The sequence below is a fragment of the Halovivax limisalsi genome, from assembly GCF_023093535.1.
Lineage (GTDB): Archaea > Halobacteriota > Halobacteria > Halobacteriales > Natrialbaceae > Halovivax > Halovivax limisalsi.
In genome coordinates, this window is record NZ_CP095757.1 from 2,723,139 (window position 1) to 2,740,407 (window position 17,269).

Annotated in this window: 16 protein-coding genes; 6 read left to right on the forward strand and 10 right to left on the reverse strand. The window is 65.5% G+C overall.

The annotated features are described in order from the left end of the window. Nucleotides 1-144: 144 nt before the first annotated feature. From MXA07_RS12670 to MXA07_RS12690, 5 genes are all read right to left on the reverse strand, one after another. On the reverse strand, nucleotides 145-849 hold the full coding sequence (locus MXA07_RS12670) for an ABC transporter ATP-binding protein (RefSeq protein WP_247728960.1): 705 nt from the start codon (nucleotides 847-849) through the stop codon (nucleotides 145-147). After that, entirely contained in the window at nucleotides 846-1,703 is an 858-nt protein-coding gene (locus MXA07_RS12675) for an ABC transporter ATP-binding protein (protein WP_247728961.1), read from the reverse strand. The genes MXA07_RS12670 and MXA07_RS12675 overlap by 4 nt, the downstream gene beginning before the upstream one ends. Beyond that, complete coding sequence (locus MXA07_RS12680) at nucleotides 1,696-3,042, reverse strand: branched-chain amino acid ABC transporter permease (protein WP_247728962.1); 1,347 nt, start codon at nucleotides 3,040-3,042, stop codon at nucleotides 1,696-1,698. Before MXA07_RS12680 ends, MXA07_RS12675 begins: the two co-directional genes overlap by 8 nt. Beyond that, nucleotides 3,039-4,046, reverse strand: a complete 1,008-nt coding sequence (locus tag MXA07_RS12685) for a branched-chain amino acid ABC transporter permease (protein ID WP_247728963.1) — start codon at nucleotides 4,044-4,046, stop codon at nucleotides 3,039-3,041. The genes MXA07_RS12680 and MXA07_RS12685 overlap by 4 nt, the downstream gene beginning before the upstream one ends. A 352-nt stretch (nucleotides 4,047-4,398) precedes the next feature. Beyond that, entirely contained in the window at nucleotides 4,399-5,112 is a 714-nt protein-coding gene (locus tag MXA07_RS12690; protein ID WP_247728964.1) for an SDR family oxidoreductase, read from the reverse strand. Between the two features lie 126 nt (nucleotides 5,113-5,238). On the opposite strand from MXA07_RS12690, the gene MXA07_RS12695 reads away from it, so the two are divergent. After that, a complete protein-coding gene (locus MXA07_RS12695; protein WP_247728965.1) occupies nucleotides 5,239-5,745 on the forward strand; it encodes a hypothetical protein in 507 nt (168 codons plus the stop codon). Nucleotides 5,746-5,803: 58 nt separating this feature from the next. On the opposite strand, the gene MXA07_RS12700 is transcribed toward MXA07_RS12695, so the two are convergent. From MXA07_RS12700 to MXA07_RS12720, 5 genes are all read right to left on the reverse strand, one after another. Beyond that, nucleotides 5,804-6,193 (reverse strand): secondary thiamine-phosphate synthase enzyme YjbQ, encoded by a 390-nt coding sequence (locus MXA07_RS12700; protein ID WP_247728966.1) that lies wholly within the window; start codon nucleotides 6,191-6,193, stop codon nucleotides 5,804-5,806. 159 nt (nucleotides 6,194-6,352) lie between these two features. Then, nucleotides 6,353-8,431 (reverse strand): SpoVR family protein, encoded by a 2,079-nt coding sequence (locus MXA07_RS12705; RefSeq protein ID WP_247728967.1) that lies wholly within the window; start codon nucleotides 8,429-8,431, stop codon nucleotides 6,353-6,355. Further along, the gene (locus MXA07_RS12710; protein WP_247728968.1) at nucleotides 8,424-9,746 is read right to left on the reverse strand and encodes a YeaH/YhbH family protein; all 1,323 of its coding nucleotides are present in this window, start codon (nucleotides 9,744-9,746) and stop codon (nucleotides 8,424-8,426) included. Before MXA07_RS12710 ends, MXA07_RS12705 begins: the two co-directional genes overlap by 8 nt. Further along, the gene (locus MXA07_RS12715; RefSeq protein WP_247728969.1) at nucleotides 9,737-12,025 is read right to left on the reverse strand and encodes a PrkA family serine protein kinase; all 2,289 of its coding nucleotides are present in this window, start codon (nucleotides 12,023-12,025) and stop codon (nucleotides 9,737-9,739) included. Before MXA07_RS12715 ends, MXA07_RS12710 begins: the two co-directional genes overlap by 10 nt. After that, nucleotides 12,022-14,097: a PrkA family serine protein kinase gene (locus tag MXA07_RS12720; protein WP_247728970.1), complete on the reverse strand. Its 2,076-nt coding sequence runs from the start codon at nucleotides 14,095-14,097 to the stop codon at nucleotides 12,022-12,024. Before MXA07_RS12720 ends, MXA07_RS12715 begins: the two co-directional genes overlap by 4 nt. Before the next feature lie 567 nt (nucleotides 14,098-14,664). On the opposite strand from MXA07_RS12720, the gene MXA07_RS12725 reads away from it, so the two are divergent. The 5 genes from MXA07_RS12725 to MXA07_RS12745 all read left to right on the forward strand — a co-directional run bounded on the left by MXA07_RS12725 (nucleotide 14,665) and on the right by MXA07_RS12745 (nucleotide 17,164). Continuing rightward, nucleotides 14,665-15,066 (forward strand): DUF5820 family protein, encoded by a 402-nt coding sequence (locus tag MXA07_RS12725; protein WP_247728971.1) that lies wholly within the window; start codon nucleotides 14,665-14,667, stop codon nucleotides 15,064-15,066. A 147-nt stretch (nucleotides 15,067-15,213) separates the two neighbouring features. Further along, nucleotides 15,214-15,441, forward strand: a complete 228-nt coding sequence (locus MXA07_RS12730; protein ID WP_247728972.1) for a hypothetical protein — start codon at nucleotides 15,214-15,216, stop codon at nucleotides 15,439-15,441. 88 nt (nucleotides 15,442-15,529) lie between these two features. Continuing rightward, nucleotides 15,530-15,976 (forward strand): UPF0179 family protein, encoded by a 447-nt coding sequence (locus tag MXA07_RS12735; protein WP_247728973.1) that lies wholly within the window; start codon nucleotides 15,530-15,532, stop codon nucleotides 15,974-15,976. 255 nt (nucleotides 15,977-16,231) lie between these two features. Further along, on the forward strand, nucleotides 16,232-16,684 hold the full coding sequence (locus MXA07_RS12740; protein ID WP_247728974.1) for a hypothetical protein: 453 nt from the start codon (nucleotides 16,232-16,234) through the stop codon (nucleotides 16,682-16,684). 285 nt (nucleotides 16,685-16,969) lie between these two features. Beyond that, entirely contained in the window at nucleotides 16,970-17,164 is a 195-nt protein-coding gene (locus MXA07_RS12745) for a cold-shock protein (protein WP_247728975.1), read from the forward strand. The last annotated feature ends 105 nt before the right edge of the window (nucleotides 17,165-17,269 follow it).

A 17,269-nucleotide genomic window follows, 5' to 3' on the forward strand; every position in this document is an offset into this window, starting at 1 on the left:
GACGCGCGACGAGATCACGTCCGCGAAGATCGGTCGAAACGGGCGGGTCGCTCGCGCCCGCTCCAGGTTGGGTTGCGGTTACTCGTGTCCTGACGCGCGCAGATTGCGCGCCGGTCCGCAGGTCACAAAAACAGCGACGATCCGTTATCCGCCGAGGAAGTCTCGCCGAACCTGTTCGTCCGCGAGTAACGCGTCTCCGGTGTCCTCGTATCGATTTTGGCCCTGGACGAGCACGTAACCGCGGTCACACCTGCGGAGCGCCTCTTTCGCGTTCTGCTCGACCAGCAGAACGCCCGTCCCATCATCGTTGATGCGATCTATCCGATCGAACATGTCCTGGACGAGATCCGGCGCGAGGCCCGCGCTCGGTTCGTCGAGCAGGAGGAGGTCGGGATCTAGCATGAGCGCTCGACCCATCGCGAGCATCTGCTGCTGACCGCCACTCAGGTCGCCGGCGGTCTGGTCGGACCGCTCCTCGAGAATCGGGAATCGATCGAAGATCCGATCGACGCGCTCCTGTGGAACCTCGTCGAGAATGTACGCGCCCATCTCGAGGTTCTCCATCACCGTCATCGACGGAAAGACGTTGTCGCTCTGCGGAACGTACCCGATACCGGTCGAAATGATGTCCTCCGGGCGATACCCGCTGATTTCGGTGCCCTTGAATTCGATCGAACCGCCCATGTACGTCGTGAGACCGAAGACCGATTTCATGACGGTCGACTTCCCGGCACCGTTCGGGCCGACGATGGTGACGTACTCCCCGTCCTCGACTCGCATATCGACGCCGTCGATAATCTGCAGATCGCCGTATCCCGAGTCGAGGTCCGAGACGTTCAGTAAGGTCATTCGACCTCACCTCCGAGATACGCCTCGATAACCTGCTCGTTCGACTGGATCGCTTCCGGCGTCCCCTCGTCGAGGACGCTCCCCTGGTGCATCACGATCACGTGTTCACAGTTCTCCATGATCAGGTCCATATCGTGTTCGACGATGAGGAAGGTGTAGCCGTCCTCGCGAAGGTCGTGGATCCGGTCTAGGATCTTCTCCTCGAGCGTGGGGTTGACCCCTGCCATCGGTTCGTCGAGCATGAGCATCTCCGGATCCGTCTGCAGGGCGCGTGCAAGGTCGAGCAGTTTCCGCTGCCCGCCGGAGAGGTTCATCGCGTACTCCTCGGCGAGGTGATCGATCTCGAAGAATTCGAGCATCTCCCAGGCCTGATCCCTGAGAGCTTTTTCCTGTTCGACGACGGCCGAGCGCGCTCCCGGGAGGACCGATCGCCAGAGATGTTCACCGAGCTGGCCTTTTGGAGCGAGCATCATGTTCTCGAGGACGGTCATCTCGGGGAATTCGCGTGCGATCTGAAACGTCCGAACGAGGCCCCGATTTGCGACCTGGTGGGGTTCCCAGCCAGTGACGTCTTCGCTGTCGAACGTAACCGATCCCCCGTCCGGTTCGTAGACGCCCGTAATACAGTTGAACGTCGTTGACTTGCCGGCACCGTTCGGTCCGATCAACCCCGTTATTGAGCCGCGCTCGACGGAGAAGCTCGTCTCATCGACCGCGACGATTCCCCCAAACGTTTTCCGGAGGTTCGACACTTCGAGGACCGCCTCGTCGACCGACTGCGCTGATTCCGCTACCGCTGCCGATTCGTCGTGAGCGGAAACCTGGTCAGTGTTACCGGATTCTACGCTATTCATCCGGCTCACCTCCGGCGGGTTCACTGCTGACGGGCTCGCCGGGTCCACCCACGCCACCGGCAGGGTCGTGCCGGCTGAGATCGACCGCGGCGGCGATCTCTTTGCGGTGGCCGAGCAGTCCTTGCGGTCGGTATATCATCAAGAGGATCAGGACAACACCGAGGATGATGTACCTGATTTCGTCCATCGCGTTGACGAGGTAATCGAGCAGCGCCAGCGAATCGGGCGAGGCGACCGCGTCGGCGAGGGTTGCCGGGGCGGATTGATCTCTGTACGACTCGATGACGCGCTGGAGATATCGCGGGCCGTCGTTGACGAACGCGGCGAAGACGAAGCCGCCGATGACGCTGCCGGTGTTCGACCCCGAACCGCCGACGATCAGCGCGACGAAGATGTAGAACGTCCAGATCGGGCGGATGTGGTTCGGGGTGACGAGGGTCCGCTGACCGAGCCAGAGCATGCCGGCGATACCCATCAGCCCGCACCCGAGGACGAACACGACGATCTTCGTTCGATCCGTCCGCTTCCCGAGCGACTTCGCGGCGAGTTCGTCCTCGCGAATCGCCTTCAACACCCGACCGAACGGCGAGTACGCGATTCTGGTCAGCAACAGGAAGATCACGATGACGAACCCGATCAGGATGAACGTATAGATGTAGTTCTCCATCACGGAGTCCGGAATCCCGCCCAGCCTAACCCCGACCGAGATGATGGAATCGATGACGTCCCCGATCAGTGGTGTCCCCTGTAACCACGAGACCACGCTGTCGGTTCTCGGGGCGCTGATTCCCTGGCCGCCACCGGTCCCCAGTCCACCGGGCAAATTACTGAGCGAATCGGAGAGCACGAGTAATCGGACGATCTCCGAGAATCCCAGGGTCACGATCGCGAAATAGTCCGCGCGGACACGCAGTGCGGGGAGCGCGATGATAAACCCGGCGAGACAGGCTACCAGGAACCCGACGAGGATTCCGACGGGAATCGGAAGGCCGAGGCCGGCCGGCGAGCCGCTCGGCGAGGCGGTCACGACAGACATCGAGTAGGCCCCCACGCCCATGAAGCCGATCACGCCGATGTTGAACATGCCAGTGTACCCCCAGTGGAGGTTCAGCGCGAGGGCGCCCATAGCGAAGATCGCCCCGTAGAAGGTGATACGCTGGAGAAAGCTCATAATGAAGTTGACATCCAGCCCGGCGAGTAAGCCGAGGCCGAAGAAAAATACGTACGTGATCGCGACGACGGCGGTGATCCTGCCCAGGTCCAAAAACCAGCTCGGACGGACCATCGGCGTCGGCGCATTTTCTTCGCCGTCCGCGTCGGCGTCAGTTTCGGAACTCATGCCGTCTCCACACCCCCTAACAAGCCGTTCGGTTTGAACACCAGTATCAGAATCATGAGGACGAATGCGGTGACCTTCGAGAGATCCGACGGAATCCAGATTAACGACATGTTCACCGTGATCCCGATGACGAGCGACCCGGCGAGCGCCCCGTAAATCGAACCGATTCCGCCGAGGATGACGGCGGCGAAGATCATCAACAGGAGTAACCAGCCGAGGTTGATCGAGATCGAACCCCGGTCGAGGACGATGAGGTAACCGGAGATCCCGGCGAACGCCGCGCCGATGATCCACGTGGCCGTGATGACGCGTTCCGTTGGGATCCCCGTAATCAACGCCAGATCCTTGTTGTCCGCCATCGCGCGCATCGACTTCCCGAGTTTGGTCCGCTGTAACAGGAGGTGCAAGCCGACGATGAGGACGACCGCGATGACGACGAGCGTCAACTCGTGGGCCGTGAACGGGCCGATATCGGGCGTGCTCGCGGTTACACCGCGCTTTCTATTCGTGAAGATGACGGCGAGGAGGTACCGCAGCGCCAGCGCGACGCCGACGCTCGCGATGAGCATCGAGATGCCGCCCTGATCTCGCATCTTCTTGTAGACGAGTCGATCGATCGCCAGCGCGACGAGCACCGTCATCGCACCGGCGACGAGTAAACCGAACAGGATCACCAGCGGCGACGCGAACACCTGTAACCCGACATCCCCGGGTGAGACGCCGCCCGATTTCGCACGAACCAGTACTAGTTCGCCGACACTGGCAAGGCCCCAGCCGCCGACGAGATACGCGGCGGCCCAACCGCTGAAGGCGCCGGTGGTGATCAGGTCCCCGTGCGAAAAGTTCGCGAATCGAAGGATGCTGTAGGTCATCGAGAGTCCGACCGCTGCGAGACCGATGTACATCGAATCCCTGATCCCCCACCAGAGGTACTCGAGTAACGACGTGGCCGTTATGGTCCCGATCACCAACTGGCGGACCAGATCGAGCACCAGTACTCCCATCAGCAGGCCCAGGAAGAGGCCGACGATGTCCGCACCAGATGTCTGTGAAAGCCGATCCCGCACAGCGGATGCGCTGTCCGAAAATCGACCCTCACTGAGATTCACACCCATGCCTGTCTGCGTGTCTATGCCGATGGGTATTATACTTCACGCTACCGCCGTGTAAATCGAACTGAATATTCCGCGGTAGGTGGCAGGTTGCTGTTGATGGTAGCAACCCAAACCCACGCCACTCGCTATCACTCGACGGTTAAAGGCGGTGCCACTCGACGACGAGGCCTGCACACCGGACTGAGCCCGCTCCCTCGAGAGGGGACCGGAATCGGGCATCGAAGCGACTAACGCGACGTGTTCACGCCCTGCCGTAGACGGGTACCGCCGCTCCGCTCGTCACCGTCGTCGCATCGCTGCACAGCACCGCCATCACGTCAGCGATCTCGCTCGGATCGACCCACGATTCGTGATCCGCGTCGGGCATCATCTCGCGGTTCGTCGGCGTGTCGATGACGCTCGGCATGACGCAGTTCGCCCGCACCGTCCCACGATTCTCCGCGGCGAGCGTCTCGGTCAGCAGCCGGATCCCGGCCTTCGAGATGCGATAGGGGCCGTCGCCCTCGCCGCCTTCGAGCGAGGAGCGGGCGCTGACGTTGACGATCGCACCGTCCGTCTGCCGGAGCGCCGGCAACGCGTGTTTGCTCGCGAGAAACGCAGTCTTCAGGTTGACGTCCACGAGGAGGTCGAACTCGGAGAGCGGCGTCTCGTCGATCGGCTGACCGCCGCGCCAGGTGCCGGCGACGTTACAGAGCGCGTCGAGTCGGCCGTGGTCGTCGACGACCCTGTCGACGACGCGTTCGACGGCGGCCTCGTCGGTCAGGTCCGCTCGATAGAAGTGCCGGCGATCGCCCTCGAACGTCCCATCCGCTGGGTCCGGTTCGGCGACGTCGATCCCGCAGACCGTCGCGCCGGCGTCGTGAAAGCGATCGACGACGGCACCGCCGAGCGTGCCCGTCGCCCCGGTGACGATCGCGACCGTCTCCTCGAAGTCGAAGTTCGCGGTTCCTGGCATGGGTGGACGTAGGGCGCTCGGCCGCATCAATATCGGGGGTCCGCCCTCACTGCCGACGCGGACGACCACCGATGACGTGAGACGGACAACGAAACGTTGATTATATTACACCATCTCGCCGTCAGTATGGGATGTGACAGCGCCGCCGTCGATCGGCGTCGACTCCTCGGCGGGGTCGCAACCGTTGCGGCCGGTAGCGTGGCCGGTTGCTCGGACCTCGTCAACTGGATCGGCGATCAGGTGCTCGGCGACGTCAACGTTTTCAACGAGACGACGAATCGCCTCGATGGCTCGATCGTGATCACGGCCCCGAGCGGCGAGTCCGCGCTCGACACCACCTTCGACCTGCCGCCCGGCGGGGAGAACGGTGACGGCTCGACGGCCTCGACCGACGAAGATGGAGCCAGCGTCTTCGAGGACGTCTGGACCGACGCGGGTACCTACGACGTGCGGGTCGCCCTGGCCGACGGCCACGAGGTGGATGGCGAATCCGCGGCCTCGGTCTCGGCGACCATCGAGAAGCCGGACGACGAGATGCTCGCCGTCGTCATCGGTGCGGCAGACGTCGAGGATCCGATCGCGTTCGCGACGGGAACCGAGATGACCGATTTCCAGAATAATCTCCTCGAATGACGGCGCGGTTCGCGGTCCCGCACCGGGAGGGCGGCGCGCCGAGATCGCACGCCACCCGTTACCCCTCCAGGACAGTGAGCGACAGCCGTCGCGTGCGCGGGCCGTCGCACTCGACCAGCAGGATCGACTGCCAGGTGCCGAGCGCGAGGGATCCGTCCCGGATCGGCACGGAGACGGACGGTCCCAGTATCGTCGCGCGCAGGTGGGCGTCCGCGTTATTGTCGAGTCGATCGTGGGCGTGGCCCTCGTCGGGGACGAGGTCGGCGAGAAACCCCTCGATATCCTCGCGTAGCCGCGGTTCGTTCTCCTGGATCGCGAGCGCCGCCGTCGTGTGCTCGACGAAGACCGTACAGGTACCCGTATCACAGTCCGGCGAGATCGCGTCGGCGACCCGGTCGGTGACGTCGACGGTCGTCGTGCGAGCGTCGGTCTCGACCCGCAGTTCCATACGGCTGCCGGCGACTCCCACGCACAAATTCGTTCCGCCGGAACGGTGGTCCGACGACGGACCCGTCGTCGTAACGGCGATCGGCCGATTCCGCGCCTCATGTGGCGACTCGACGCTCCCGACGAGTCGTCGGACCGTCGAACCGGTGCGTCGTGCGGGTCAGGCGAGCCAGTCCTCGGGCTTGGTGTCGTAGTCGACGTCGTCCGCGGCGAGGTGCTCGACCTCGTCCCAGGAGACCCGCTCCGCACTCGCCTCCTCGCCGTCGTAGCGGAGTTTGATCCCGCGCTCCTCCGGTTCGGGTTCTCGGTTGCGACGCTTTGCGACCTCCACGTCGTGGTCGTCGATCTCCTTGCGAATGGTCAGCAGGTTCACCGGGCGCCCCCAGAGTTCGAAGAGGCGTTCGAGGACGTCCTGGGCCTGGGCGAAGTCGAGTTCGATGCCGTTGTACTCGTGTTCGAGCAGGAGTTCGCCCGCGTTGGCGTAGTTGCCGTCGGCGACCGTGATCGTCGGCTTGCCGAAGTTGGTAAACTGCAAGAGGAGTTTGCGTTTGACGTCCGCGGGGTCCGTGCTGGCGACGTGGAACTCCCCGGTCGCCCGCGAGTACTCGTAGGTGAAGTAGTCGTTCGTCCGGATGAACTCGGGCGTCAGGAACTCGTCGAGGAACGTCACGTCGTTGTGGCTCTCGCGGACGTCGTAGAGGCGGTCCCAGCCCGCGGTGTAGGTCACGTTATCGAGCGCCTCCTCGACGCTGGCGTAGCGGTCGTCCTCGAAGAGGTAGCGATCGATGCGTTCGAGCTGGTCGCGCGAGACGCGCGAGAGGACCGACCGGTTGGCCCGCTTGACCAACGAGTAGTGCCGGCGGGCCAGACCCTCGTACGTGAGCACGCGCCAGGGATACCGATCGACGTCGACCTCGCCCGCGCGGGCCGCCTCCAGCGCCTCCCGATCGACCCACGCGTCGGGGACCGATTCGAGGGCGTCGAGCGAGTCGGCGGAGATCGACGCGATCGCCTCGGGCGGCTCCAGGCGCTCGAGGACGTCGGCGAAGTCGACGTCGTCGAGCAGCGACCGCCAGGTAAGGCCCTCGACGCGGAGCAACTGTTCGAGGACGTCGCGGCGGTTGGTGACGTTTTCGATGTACTGCCAGAGTTCGAACCCGAGGCTGTACGGGTTCAGACCGGGCGAGGCGAGCACCTTCGCCATGTGGTCCGCGTACGCCAGCACCTCGTCGTCGCCGGCGAAGGCCTCGTCGGTCATCATCCGCGACTCCCAGAGGGCGGCCCAGCCCTCGTTCATCACCTTCGTCATCTTCTGGGGCGCGAAGTAGTAGGCCTCCTCGCGCAGCAGCTCCAGAACGTCCTGCTGCCAGTCGGTCATCTCGACCGCCCGGTCCTCCTCGCGGTCGTACTGCATGCCGTACTCGCGGACGAACCCGAGCACGTCGGACTCTGGTGCTGCGGAGTCGGGCCCCCGTTCGGCTTCGGCCTCGCGGGCGTCGAGCCACTCGTCGTCGAAGACCTGCTCGGTCACCTCCGCGGATATCTCGAGCTCGTCGAGTTTCTCGCGGAGGTCGTCGTCCACGTCCTCGTCGTCGGCGTCGCGAACCAGCCGGTCGCGGTACACGCGGTGCTGGTCGATCGTGTCCTCCAGGGTGAGGACGTGGTCGATCCAGCGTTCGACCTCGGTGCGGTCGATCTCCGGGTCGGCCATGTAGTTCTCGATCGTGCGAGCGTGGCGTTCGAGCATCGCCGCGGCGTCGACCGCGTCGTCGCCCGACCGGCGCTCGGTAAAGAGGCCGAACCAGTCGTTGTTCGCGAAGAAGTCGGCGTGGGCCTCGACGTGGGTGATGACGGCCTTCTGGTCGGCCATCGCGTTCGACTCCTGGAGGAACGCGTGGGACGGGTTATCGTTGTTGACGATCTCGAAGGCTCGCGCACCCGTGTAGCGATCCTGCTTGCGCTGGCGATCGTACTGCATCCCCCAGCGCCAGTGCGGATAGCGTCGCTGGAACCCGCCGTAGGCGATGAGTTCGTTCATCTCGTCGTAGTCGACGACCCAGTACCGCACGGGGTAGGGTGACAGGCCCAGTTTCGTCGCCAGGGCTCGCGCGGCCGACACCGGCTCCTCGAGGTCGGTCGCGATCGCGCGCTTGCGGACGGTGTCCGAAAGCGGCGCCGTCTCGGTTCGGTCGGTAGTCGCGTCTCGGTCCGTCGTGTCGGTCTCGTCGGTCTCACTCATCCGTCTCACCCTCCGTGCTCAGGATCTCGTAGATGGCGTCGGCCACGTCGTCGGCCGAATTGACGTACGTGACGGCGACGTCCTCGGCGTCGGTGCCGAAGTGCTTCTCGAGTTCCTCGGCGTGGGTCGCGTTGATCGCGTTCCCGCTGGGCTGGGTCTCGACGTAGGCGTGGAGGTTGGCGTCGATCTCCTCCATCATCGGGATGACGCGCTCTTCCGTGTCGTTCGAGGAGTTCTCGGAGTCGCCCGCCGCGAAGACGTAGCGATTCCAGTCGCTCCAGGGGTACTCCGAGAGGACCTCGTCGGCCAGTTCGTACGCGCTCGAGATCTTCGTCCCGCCGCCCGATCGGATGCCGAAGAAGTCGCCGCGGTCGACCCGCCAGGCCTCGGCGTCGTGGGCGATGTAGACGAACTCCGCGTTGTCGTACTTGCCCGTCAGGTACCAGTCCAGCGGCGTGAACACGCGTTCGACGAGTTCGCGCTTGGTCTCGCGCATCGAACCGGAGACGTCGCGGATGTTGACGACGACGACGTTCTTCTCCTTCTCCTCGATGATCTCGGGGTGGCGATAGCGTTCGTCCTCTCGGCGCAGCGGGACGTGGTCGATGCCGTCGCGACGGATCCGGCGGCTCACCGGTTCGCGCTCGACGTTCGCCTCGACCTCGGCGATCGAGTCCCAGGCGCCGCGTTCGTCCGCCACCTCCTCGTGCGCGCGTTCGATCCAGGCCATCGAGACCGGGAGTCGCTCGTCCCGGGCCCACTCGAACACCTCGCGCGGGGTGATGCCCTCGACCTTGCAGAGCTCCCGGAGGAAGTTCTCGTCGAACGCCATCGCGAGCTTTCGCTTCAATCCCTCGCGGAACATCCGCTCGACGTCGAGCGTGCTGTCGGGACCGGATCGCGTGAGGTCGGTGAAGGGACCCTCCGTCTCCTCGACGACGGTCTTGCCCTTCGGGTCGAGGTCGAGCCCGAGTTCCTCGTCGAGTTCCTCGGCGAACTCCTCGGGGTCCATCTCGTAGTACTCGTGTTCGCCGCCCTCCTCGCCGGGTTCGCCCTCCTCGTCGCCGTCGCCCGGCTGTGGCTGGGGCGGGCCGACGGGCTGGCCGACGTCGGGCGTGTCGCCGTCGCCCTGCCCGACGCCGCCCCGATCGCGCTGATCGTACTCGAACTCCGGGAGGTCGACGATCTTGACGGGGATCTTGATGTCGGTGGCGCCGCTCCGGCCGAGGTCGCCGTACTGGATGAAGTCGGACAGATCCTCGCGGTTCGACTCGCCGACCATCCGGAACCGCTCGAGGTCGTCTCTCAGTCCCATCTCGAACTCACCCGGTTCATCACCTCGCGGCTCGTCAGCTCGGCCGAGGCCTCGGTGTAGCCGTAGGAGTCGACCAGTCGCTCGATCGCGTTCTCCTTCACGCGCTCCGTCTCGGTCGAACTCGGCGGATCGTCCCACGCGTCGGGGTCGAAGTCGGGGTAGTGCCGGCGGACGTCGTCCCAGTCGGTCCGCTCTAAGACGTCGGTCAGGACGGGGATCTCCGTCAGATCGACGTCGGCGGCCGAGAACTCCTCGTCGCGGTGCTCCCAGGCGTAGCGGTTCAGCGCCGTGATCACGTTCTCGCGGCGGAACGACTCGACGGCCTCGCTCGGCTGGTTGCCCGCGTACTCGGTCTCGTCGAAGCTTCCGAGTTCCTCGACCTCGAAGAGCTTCATCTTCAGCGGATCGGGTTCGATCTCCTCGCCGCGCTCGTCGGTCAGGGACTCGCCGGTCTCCCAGGCGTAGACGTGGGCGACGTACTCCTCGACGGAGTCGCGGTCGACGCGGTGGTCGTGCATGATCGCCTCTAGCACGTCTTCGGCCTGACGCTCCTCGACGTAGGACAGCACGGGCGTGATCCGGGATTCGAACTCGGATTGCTCGCCCGTCGAGAACAGCGGGTCGTCGGCCAGGCCCTCCACCATCGCGTCCAGCACGTCCCGCGGCAGGAGGACGTCCTCGACGGCTAACTCCGGGTGGTGCCGGTCGGTCTCGGCCTGGACGAGTTCGGCGATCACGTCGCGGGTGTACGTCACCGGAATGCCGTGCGTCCCGTCGGGGGCCTCGTCGTCGAAGTCGAAGTCGTCCGTCTCGTGACGCTCGTCGCCCAGCTGGAGGTAGCCCTGGTCGAAGAGCAACGCCTTCTCGACGAGGTCGAGGTCGCTCGGCAGGTCGTCGATGGCCAGTCGCGTCACCACCGCGTAGAGGGCGGCCGCGTCGATCGCGTGGGGCGCGAGTTCGCGCTCGCGACCGCCGCTCGACCCGTCGGAGACGGTCACGGAGAGCGGTTCGCGCACCTTCTGGGCGATCGCCTCCGGGTCCGTCGTCGTCCAGACGCGCGTCTCGTCGGTGAGTTCGCGCCGGAGCAGCTGGACCTCCATCGAGCGGTTGGTGAGGTAGTGAAAGCGCCGTTTGTTGAGCCGGCGCTTCAGCGCCTTCAGCGGATCCATGCCGTTTCGGTCGGCGTGCTGGTCGAGCTGGGCCTCCAGGTCCGGGTTCGAGATGATGAGCAGCTGCGTGTCGACGTCCATCCCGATGCCCTTGTCCAGCTTGACCGTCCGCTCGTCGGGGACGTTGAGTAGCTTCTGCAGCAGGTCGGCGTGCTGGGCGGCGTCCTCGACGATCGTCAGGACGCCGTTGCCCTGCGAGAGGACGCCGTCGTAGGAGAACGCCTGCGGGTTCTTCCGCCCGCGCGAGTCGAGTTCCTGGAGCATGCCGTGCATCCAGGAGCCGACGAGGCGCTCCTTCGGCGTGCCGTCGTCCTCGGCGTGGAGGACGCCGATGCCCTGCCCGACGTCGACGACGTAGTTCTTCACCCGGAGGTGACTCTCGTCGGTGATCGACGAGAACAGGGACTCCGCGCCCTGCCGGCGGTACTTCTCCTCCAGGTACTCGTAGGCCTCCCGCGAGAACGGATCGAGCCCCGCCTCGACCCGGATCGGCACGTGATCGTCGCTCGCGTCGTTCAGTCGGGCGAGGAGGTCCTCGCGGACGGGTTCGGGAAAGACCGAGAGCGGGTGCGTCTGCACCGGGCTCTCGAACCAGTGTTCGTCGTCCGTCGCGGTCGGGTCGACGCCGTAACTCAGACCCCGCTCCTCCGCGCCGGCCGTCCGGATGTTCCACTCGACGGTGTACCGACGCCCCTCGGGCGTCTTCGAGTACTCACGGAGCCCGTTGACGAGACAGCGCTTGAACTCGGACTTGCCGGTCGCCGTCGGGCCCTCGAACCAGACGATCGTCTCCTCCTTGCCGCGGCCGGCGGCGATCGAGCGCAGGTCGTCGACGAAGGCGTTCAACACCGGCGTGTTGCCGAGGACGGCGTGTTCGCCGTCGTTGTACGGATCGTCGAAGAAGCGGTAGCGCTCGCGGTGCTCGCCCTCTTCGAGGACCGTCCGCGTCCCGGCGGCCTCGATCGCGTCGAGGAGGTACTTCGAGGCGTGGGCGCCCACCGTCGGCTGCTCGAAGAGGTGATCGACGAACGCCTCGAGGCTCCGCGGCTCCTCGTAGGTCTCTTCGAGGGTGCGGTCGGCCGCCGAGACGTAGTCGGTTCCGCGGCTCATTGCTCTTCGATCTCGTCGCGGGCGACTTCTGCGCCCGCGAACTCGAGCACCTCCTTTGCGCCGTCCTCGGAGTAGCCCTGTTCGACGAGCGCGTCGATCCACGCCGAGCGCTCCTCGTCGTCGATCTCCCCGGCGCTGACCAGCGCCGAGAAGTTGATGTTGTGCTTCTTGTCCTCCCAGAGCTTGCGCTCGAGGGCGCGGCGCAGCCGTTCGTTGTCGGTCGGGTCGAACGCCTCGCCCTCGCGGGCGCGTCGGGACACCCAGTTCGAGACCTCCTGGCGGAAGTCGTCCTTGCGGTCCGAGGGGATGTCGAGTTCCTCCTCGACGGCTCGCAGGAACGTCTCGTCGGGGTCCTGCTCGCGGCCGGTGAGTTCGTCCTCGATGGTGGCGTCGTCGATGTACGCCATGACGTGGTCCATGTACTTCTCGCCCTGGCGCTTGATCTCCTCGACGTCGTAGGCCAGCGCGTTGCGGACGTCCTCGATGGCCCGTTCGCGGTACTCCTCGCGGACCTGCTCGAGGTAGCGGTAGTACGTTTCGAACTGCGCTTCGGCGATCGAGCCGTGGTGTTCGAGGTTCTCCTCGAAGAAGTTGAACACCGTCAGCGGCGAGAGGTAGCCCCGGCTCCGGTGTTTCGAATCCATGATCGCCTCGGCGATCTCGTCGCCGATGAAGCGCGGGGAGACGCCCTCCATCCCCTCGCCGATCTCGGCGACCTGGTCGGCCTCCTCGCGGAGTTTCTTGACGTCGACGTCCTCGCTCTCGTCGATCTCGCCGTTGTAGGCCTTTGCCTTCGAGAGCAGGTCGACGCGGTCGGAGTCGGGCTCCTCGATCCGGGTGAGGACGCCGAACAGGCCGGCCATCTCCAGGGTGTGGGGCTCGACGTGGATGTCGGGGACGTCGGCGTTGTCGAGCATCTTCTGGTAGATGCGCGACTCGTCCTCGTAGGAGAGGACGTACGGGAAGTCGATCCGCTTCGTGCGGTCGTTGAACGCCTCCATCTTCTCGTCGCCCTTCTTGTCCTTGTACTCGGGCATGTTCGTCCGCCCGACGATCACCTGGTCGATGTCGATCCGCGGGTTGTTCTTCGGCTTGATCGTCTGCTCCTGAGTCGCGTGCAGGAAGTCGTAGAGGAATTCGCGCTGGAGTTTCAGTAGCTCCTCGCCGGAGAAGATGCCGCGATTGGCGTTACAGAACGCCCCCGAATAGTCGAACGCGCGCGGGTCGGATTCGCCGTAGACGGCGATCTTCGAGTAGTTGACGTCGCCGGTCAGCTCGGTCTCGTCCTGGTTCTTCTTGTCCTTGGGCTCGAACGTCTCCAGGCCCTGTCGCTTGTTCTCGTCGGCGACGAACCGGACGACCTCGACGTGGTTCTCGAGGACGGCCTTCAGATCGTCGTCGTACTGGGCGAGCAGGCGATCCATGTAGAACTCGCTCTCTGGGTCGAGCGCCTGCTCGTTCTGGATGGTGTAGGGCGCCTCCAGCGCCTCGTTCATCGCGTCGACGACCTCCTGGCGCTGTTCGAGGGGCAGGAGGACGAGCGGATCCTGGTTCATCGGCGAGCGAACGACGTCGTCGGCCGGATCCTGGTCCTTGATCACGTCGCAGAGGTTGGTCCAGCGGAAGGTGTACATCCGGCCCTCCTCGGTCATCGTGTAGTCCTCGAAGTAGCGCCTGATCTGGCGGTCGAAGTGGGACTTCCCGGAGCCGACGGGGCCGAGGAGGAGCTTGATCCGTCGCTCGGGGCCGAGCCGGCGGGATCCGGATTTAACCTTGTTGACGAACTCGTGGATCGCCTGGTGGACGACCCGACCGTAGAAGGTGTTCTCGCCGTCGCCGAGCGGGTCCAGCGAGGCGAGGTGGTACTCGACGACGCCGCGGGACTCGTCGTAGGTCGTCCCGTAGTAGTCGAACATGTCCGCGACACGCTGGTGGGCGTTGCGCGCGATCTTCGGATCGGCGGTGAGTTCGTCGAGATACCAGTCGAAGGACTTCGCCTCGCGAAGGTCGGCCGGCATCGACTGTTGGTAAGCGGTGCTGAGTTGTTCGAGCGTGTCGGTGTCACTGGTCATGCTATCACGGTGGGTGGGTCGTCGATCGGAGCTGATCGCGGGAAACGGAGCGGGCCCGGACGGTTCGCCGCGCCCGGGTTCGGTCGATCGAGGCGGATCGCTCGTCGACCGACCTCCGGCGCAGGAACTCCACCTGCGACGGACGACGGCGCGTGCGACGGTTGACGGTCCATGCTGATCGGCCATCCCCCGGGCGTCGGCCCGCAGCGGGGATCGGTACCAGTCGGCAAACGATTCCGATGGTGTTTAATATGGTTGTATTCAGATGGCATAAGCTTAACCCCAAAAGGTATTTATTAGGACTACTCGGCGGCGAGTTTCGCCGACATTTCTACCGGGTCGGTCATCCGTCTTTCGTCAATCAGATACACGCGTAAAAGCCGGGCGCCTGCAGCGGCAAGGTTCGCTCGCGCGCGGACGAGTTTCGGTCTCCTGCGGGGCCAAAGAACTCGCCGCAATCCGGCCATCCGAGCAGGACTGGATCGGCCGACCGGCGTGATCGACTCGGTCGCGACCGCTCGCCCCACGACCGGAGTCGCTATAGGACGCGAGCAGGTAGGCGTTAGCATGAGTGAGGCCGCCGACCCGCCCGAGGGCTGGACCGTCTGGTCGGACGAGGCGGATCGAACCATCTACGCCTTCCGTCCGGACGTCTTCGACGCCGCCGACTTTCCCGCACCCTGTCTGCCGGTCTGTTATCTCACACGCGGCGAGCGGACCCGCCGGCCGGGGCGCCACCCCGCGAGTCGGACGACGACGGACGACTGGTTCGTCACGCTCTACCTCGAGCCCGAGGTCGTGGTCGGCGACGTCCACCGCTTCGCGGCGCGTGCAGACGCCGAGGCGTTCGCACTCGAGCTCGCCGAGCGCTTCGCCACCGGCGAGCTCGACTACCGCGACGCCTATCAGGTGCCCCGCGAGCGCTACCTCGACCGGCTCGACGAACTGACCAACCGTACGACGGACTGACCGATCGGGCGAGGACTGATCGGTCGCGCCCGACCGATCGCTCCACCGACGACGAACTGGCCGGCCGGTCCCTGACCGAAGCTGCGAATCGACGCCCGATCCCGGAGACGCGTGCTTCCGAGGGCTCGATCCACAATCTGTCCCATCATGTACCGATGCACCCGCTGCGACGACCCGGTCGCCCCCGACGCCGACGCCTGCCCGGCCTGCGGCTACAATCCGGGCCGGACGGCGATGGACGCGGGGGCGGTCTGTCTCGCGATCGGCCTCCCGCTGCTCTACGCCGTGACGCCTGCGGGCGTTCTCTGCTGGTTCGTCGCGCTCCTCGCGTTCGGCTACGGCCTGCTGGCGACGCCGGGCGAACGCGTCGCCTGACCCAGCAGTCGATGCGTGGCCCGCGCTGGCGGGCGTGACCCGCGCCCGACCCACTGTGCTTAACCGCTCGGGACGACTACGACAGTACATGTCGACGATCACCCTCGTCGGTGATCGCCTCGCGGCGCCGGGGACCGAGTTCGTCTACGACGGCGAAGCCGACGGGTGCGCGGGCTGTCCCTACCGGAGTCAGTGCCTCGATCTGGAGGTTGGCCGGCGCTACCGTATCACCGACGTCAGAGAGAACGGCCAGTTGCTCGAGTGTGCGCTCCACGACGATGGCGTCCGAGCGGTCGAGGTGGAGCCGGCCACCGTCCGGGCGAACGTCCCGAGCGACGGGGCCTTCGCCGGCAGCGAGGCGACGCTCGCGGGCTCGTGTCCCCACGTCGAGTGCCCGAGCCACAGCCTCTGTGAACCGAACGGCGTCGAGCAGGGCGAGCGAGCCCGGATCGCCAGCGTCGAGGGGGACCCGCCCCACGACGTCTGTCACCTCGACCGATCGTTGACCACGGTCGAACTCGACCCCGACGGCTGACCGTCGCCCGTTCCCGTCTCGATTTCCAACAGCGCTTTTCCTCCCGAATCTCGGTCACGCCGCTCAAATTCGATCACCTCCTGGCACGGTATGAACCGCGGTTTCAACCCGTCTCCGCTCGCCATCCCGGGAGGATTCCCGCCCGTCGGCTGACTTAAACCCGAAAGCTGGACACCCCGATCTGTTTCACGATACCTCGACCAGCCATCTACGCGGACCGCGGGACGTGGACACCGACCCCGCGGCCGCAGCCCCATGATCCCGGACGTCGCCCTCCTGCTCGTCGCGCTCGCCGGGGGCGTCGGCGCCGGCCTCCTCGCTCACGAGGGGGTCCACGCCGTCGTCCTCCGAGCGACCGGTACCGCCTGTTCGATGACGATCGCCCCCCGTCACGACTCGACCGGTCGCCGGCTCGCGATCCCCCTGGCCGCGGTCCACCCGCGGCCGACCGAGTCGACGAGTCCGCACTCGCTCCGACTCGCCGCCCTGGCACCGCTGGTCCTCGCAGTGCCCCCCTTCGCGCTCGGCTCCCTCGGCGTCGCGCCGACGCTCGAGCAGCCGCTCCTCCTCGGTGGGATCGTCGGGTGGCTGGCCTGCGCGATTCCGAGCCCCCAGGATTTTGCCGTCGCCTTCTACGCACGCCGCGCGATCGATTCGGATATCCGATCCGCCGACCCGAGCCCCGCTGACGCGACCCCTCCCCGCTGACGACTGCCACCCGGACGGCGCTGCCGACCTGTGGCCCCCTCGTCCGATCGAATCGCCGACCTTCGCTTCCCCCGTCCGGTCGACCGCACCGCACCAGCGTCGGCCGACCGCCGCCCTGCCATCGCTGTCGACGGACCAATCTTCCGCCTTCGGCCGAATCTCCGCTGCTCCGGCACCTCGAGGAGCGGTCGAGATCGCGGTTCGGGACGCGATCGTGGGTTGTGTTCACACGCCCGTCCCACTCACGGAACCCTTATACGTGTCCCACCGCTCTCTATAGTTGCAATGGCGAAAGGAAACGTTGATTTCTTCAACGACACAGGCGGCTACGGTTTCATTTCGACGGACGACGCGGACGATGACGTATTCTTCCACATGGAAGACGTCGGCGGCCCGGACCTCGAAGAAGGCACAGAGATCGAATTCAGTATCGAACAGGCCCCCAAGGGCCCCCGCGCGACGAACGTCGAACGCCTGTAATACGGCCGCTTTGAGCGTTTAACGCGATCTTCAATTTTCAACCACCGGCGAGCGACGGCTGGTGCACTCGACGGAAACGACGGTAGTGTGACGTCCGGACGGCAG

What these genes read in the sequence shown, in the direction of transcription:
- MXA07_RS12670 (WP_247728960.1), bottom strand. Translation starts at nt 849, where the DNA reads ATGACCTTACTGAACGTCTCGGACCTCGACTCGGGATACGGCGATCTG.
- MXA07_RS12675 (WP_247728961.1), bottom strand. Translation starts at nt 1,703, where the DNA reads ATGAATAGCGTAGAATCCGGTAACACTGACCAGGTTTCCGCTCACGAC.
- MXA07_RS12680 (WP_247728962.1), bottom strand. Translation starts at nt 3,042, where the DNA reads ATGAGTTCCGAAACTGACGCCGACGCGGACGGCGAAGAAAATGCGCCG.
- MXA07_RS12685 (WP_247728963.1), bottom strand. Translation starts at nt 4,046, where the DNA reads ATGGGAGTACTGGTGCTCGATCTGGTCCGCCAGTTGGTGATCGGGACC.
- MXA07_RS12690 (WP_247728964.1), bottom strand. Translation starts at nt 5,112, where the DNA reads ATGCCAGGAACCGCGAACTTCGACTTCGAGGAGACGGTCGCGATCGTC.
- MXA07_RS12695 (WP_247728965.1), top strand. Translation starts at nt 5,239, where the DNA reads ATGGGATGTGACAGCGCCGCCGTCGATCGGCGTCGACTCCTCGGCGGG.
- MXA07_RS12700 (WP_247728966.1), bottom strand. Translation starts at nt 6,193, where the DNA reads ATGGAACTGCGGGTCGAGACCGACGCTCGCACGACGACCGTCGACGTC.
- MXA07_RS12705 (WP_247728967.1), bottom strand. Translation starts at nt 8,431, where the DNA reads ATGAGTGAGACCGACGAGACCGACACGACGGACCGAGACGCGACTACC.
- MXA07_RS12710 (WP_247728968.1), bottom strand. Translation starts at nt 9,746, where the DNA reads ATGGGACTGAGAGACGACCTCGAGCGGTTCCGGATGGTCGGCGAGTCG.
- MXA07_RS12715 (WP_247728969.1), bottom strand. Translation starts at nt 12,025, where the DNA reads ATGAGCCGCGGAACCGACTACGTCTCGGCGGCCGACCGCACCCTCGAA.
- MXA07_RS12720 (WP_247728970.1), bottom strand. Translation starts at nt 14,097, where the DNA reads ATGACCAGTGACACCGACACGCTCGAACAACTCAGCACCGCTTACCAA.
- MXA07_RS12725 (WP_247728971.1), top strand. Translation starts at nt 14,665, where the DNA reads ATGAGTGAGGCCGCCGACCCGCCCGAGGGCTGGACCGTCTGGTCGGAC.
- MXA07_RS12730 (WP_247728972.1), top strand. Translation starts at nt 15,214, where the DNA reads ATGTACCGATGCACCCGCTGCGACGACCCGGTCGCCCCCGACGCCGAC.
- MXA07_RS12735 (WP_247728973.1), top strand. Translation starts at nt 15,530, where the DNA reads ATGTCGACGATCACCCTCGTCGGTGATCGCCTCGCGGCGCCGGGGACC.
- MXA07_RS12740 (WP_247728974.1), top strand. Translation starts at nt 16,232, where the DNA reads ATGATCCCGGACGTCGCCCTCCTGCTCGTCGCGCTCGCCGGGGGCGTC.
- MXA07_RS12745 (WP_247728975.1), top strand. Translation starts at nt 16,970, where the DNA reads ATGGCGAAAGGAAACGTTGATTTCTTCAACGACACAGGCGGCTACGGT.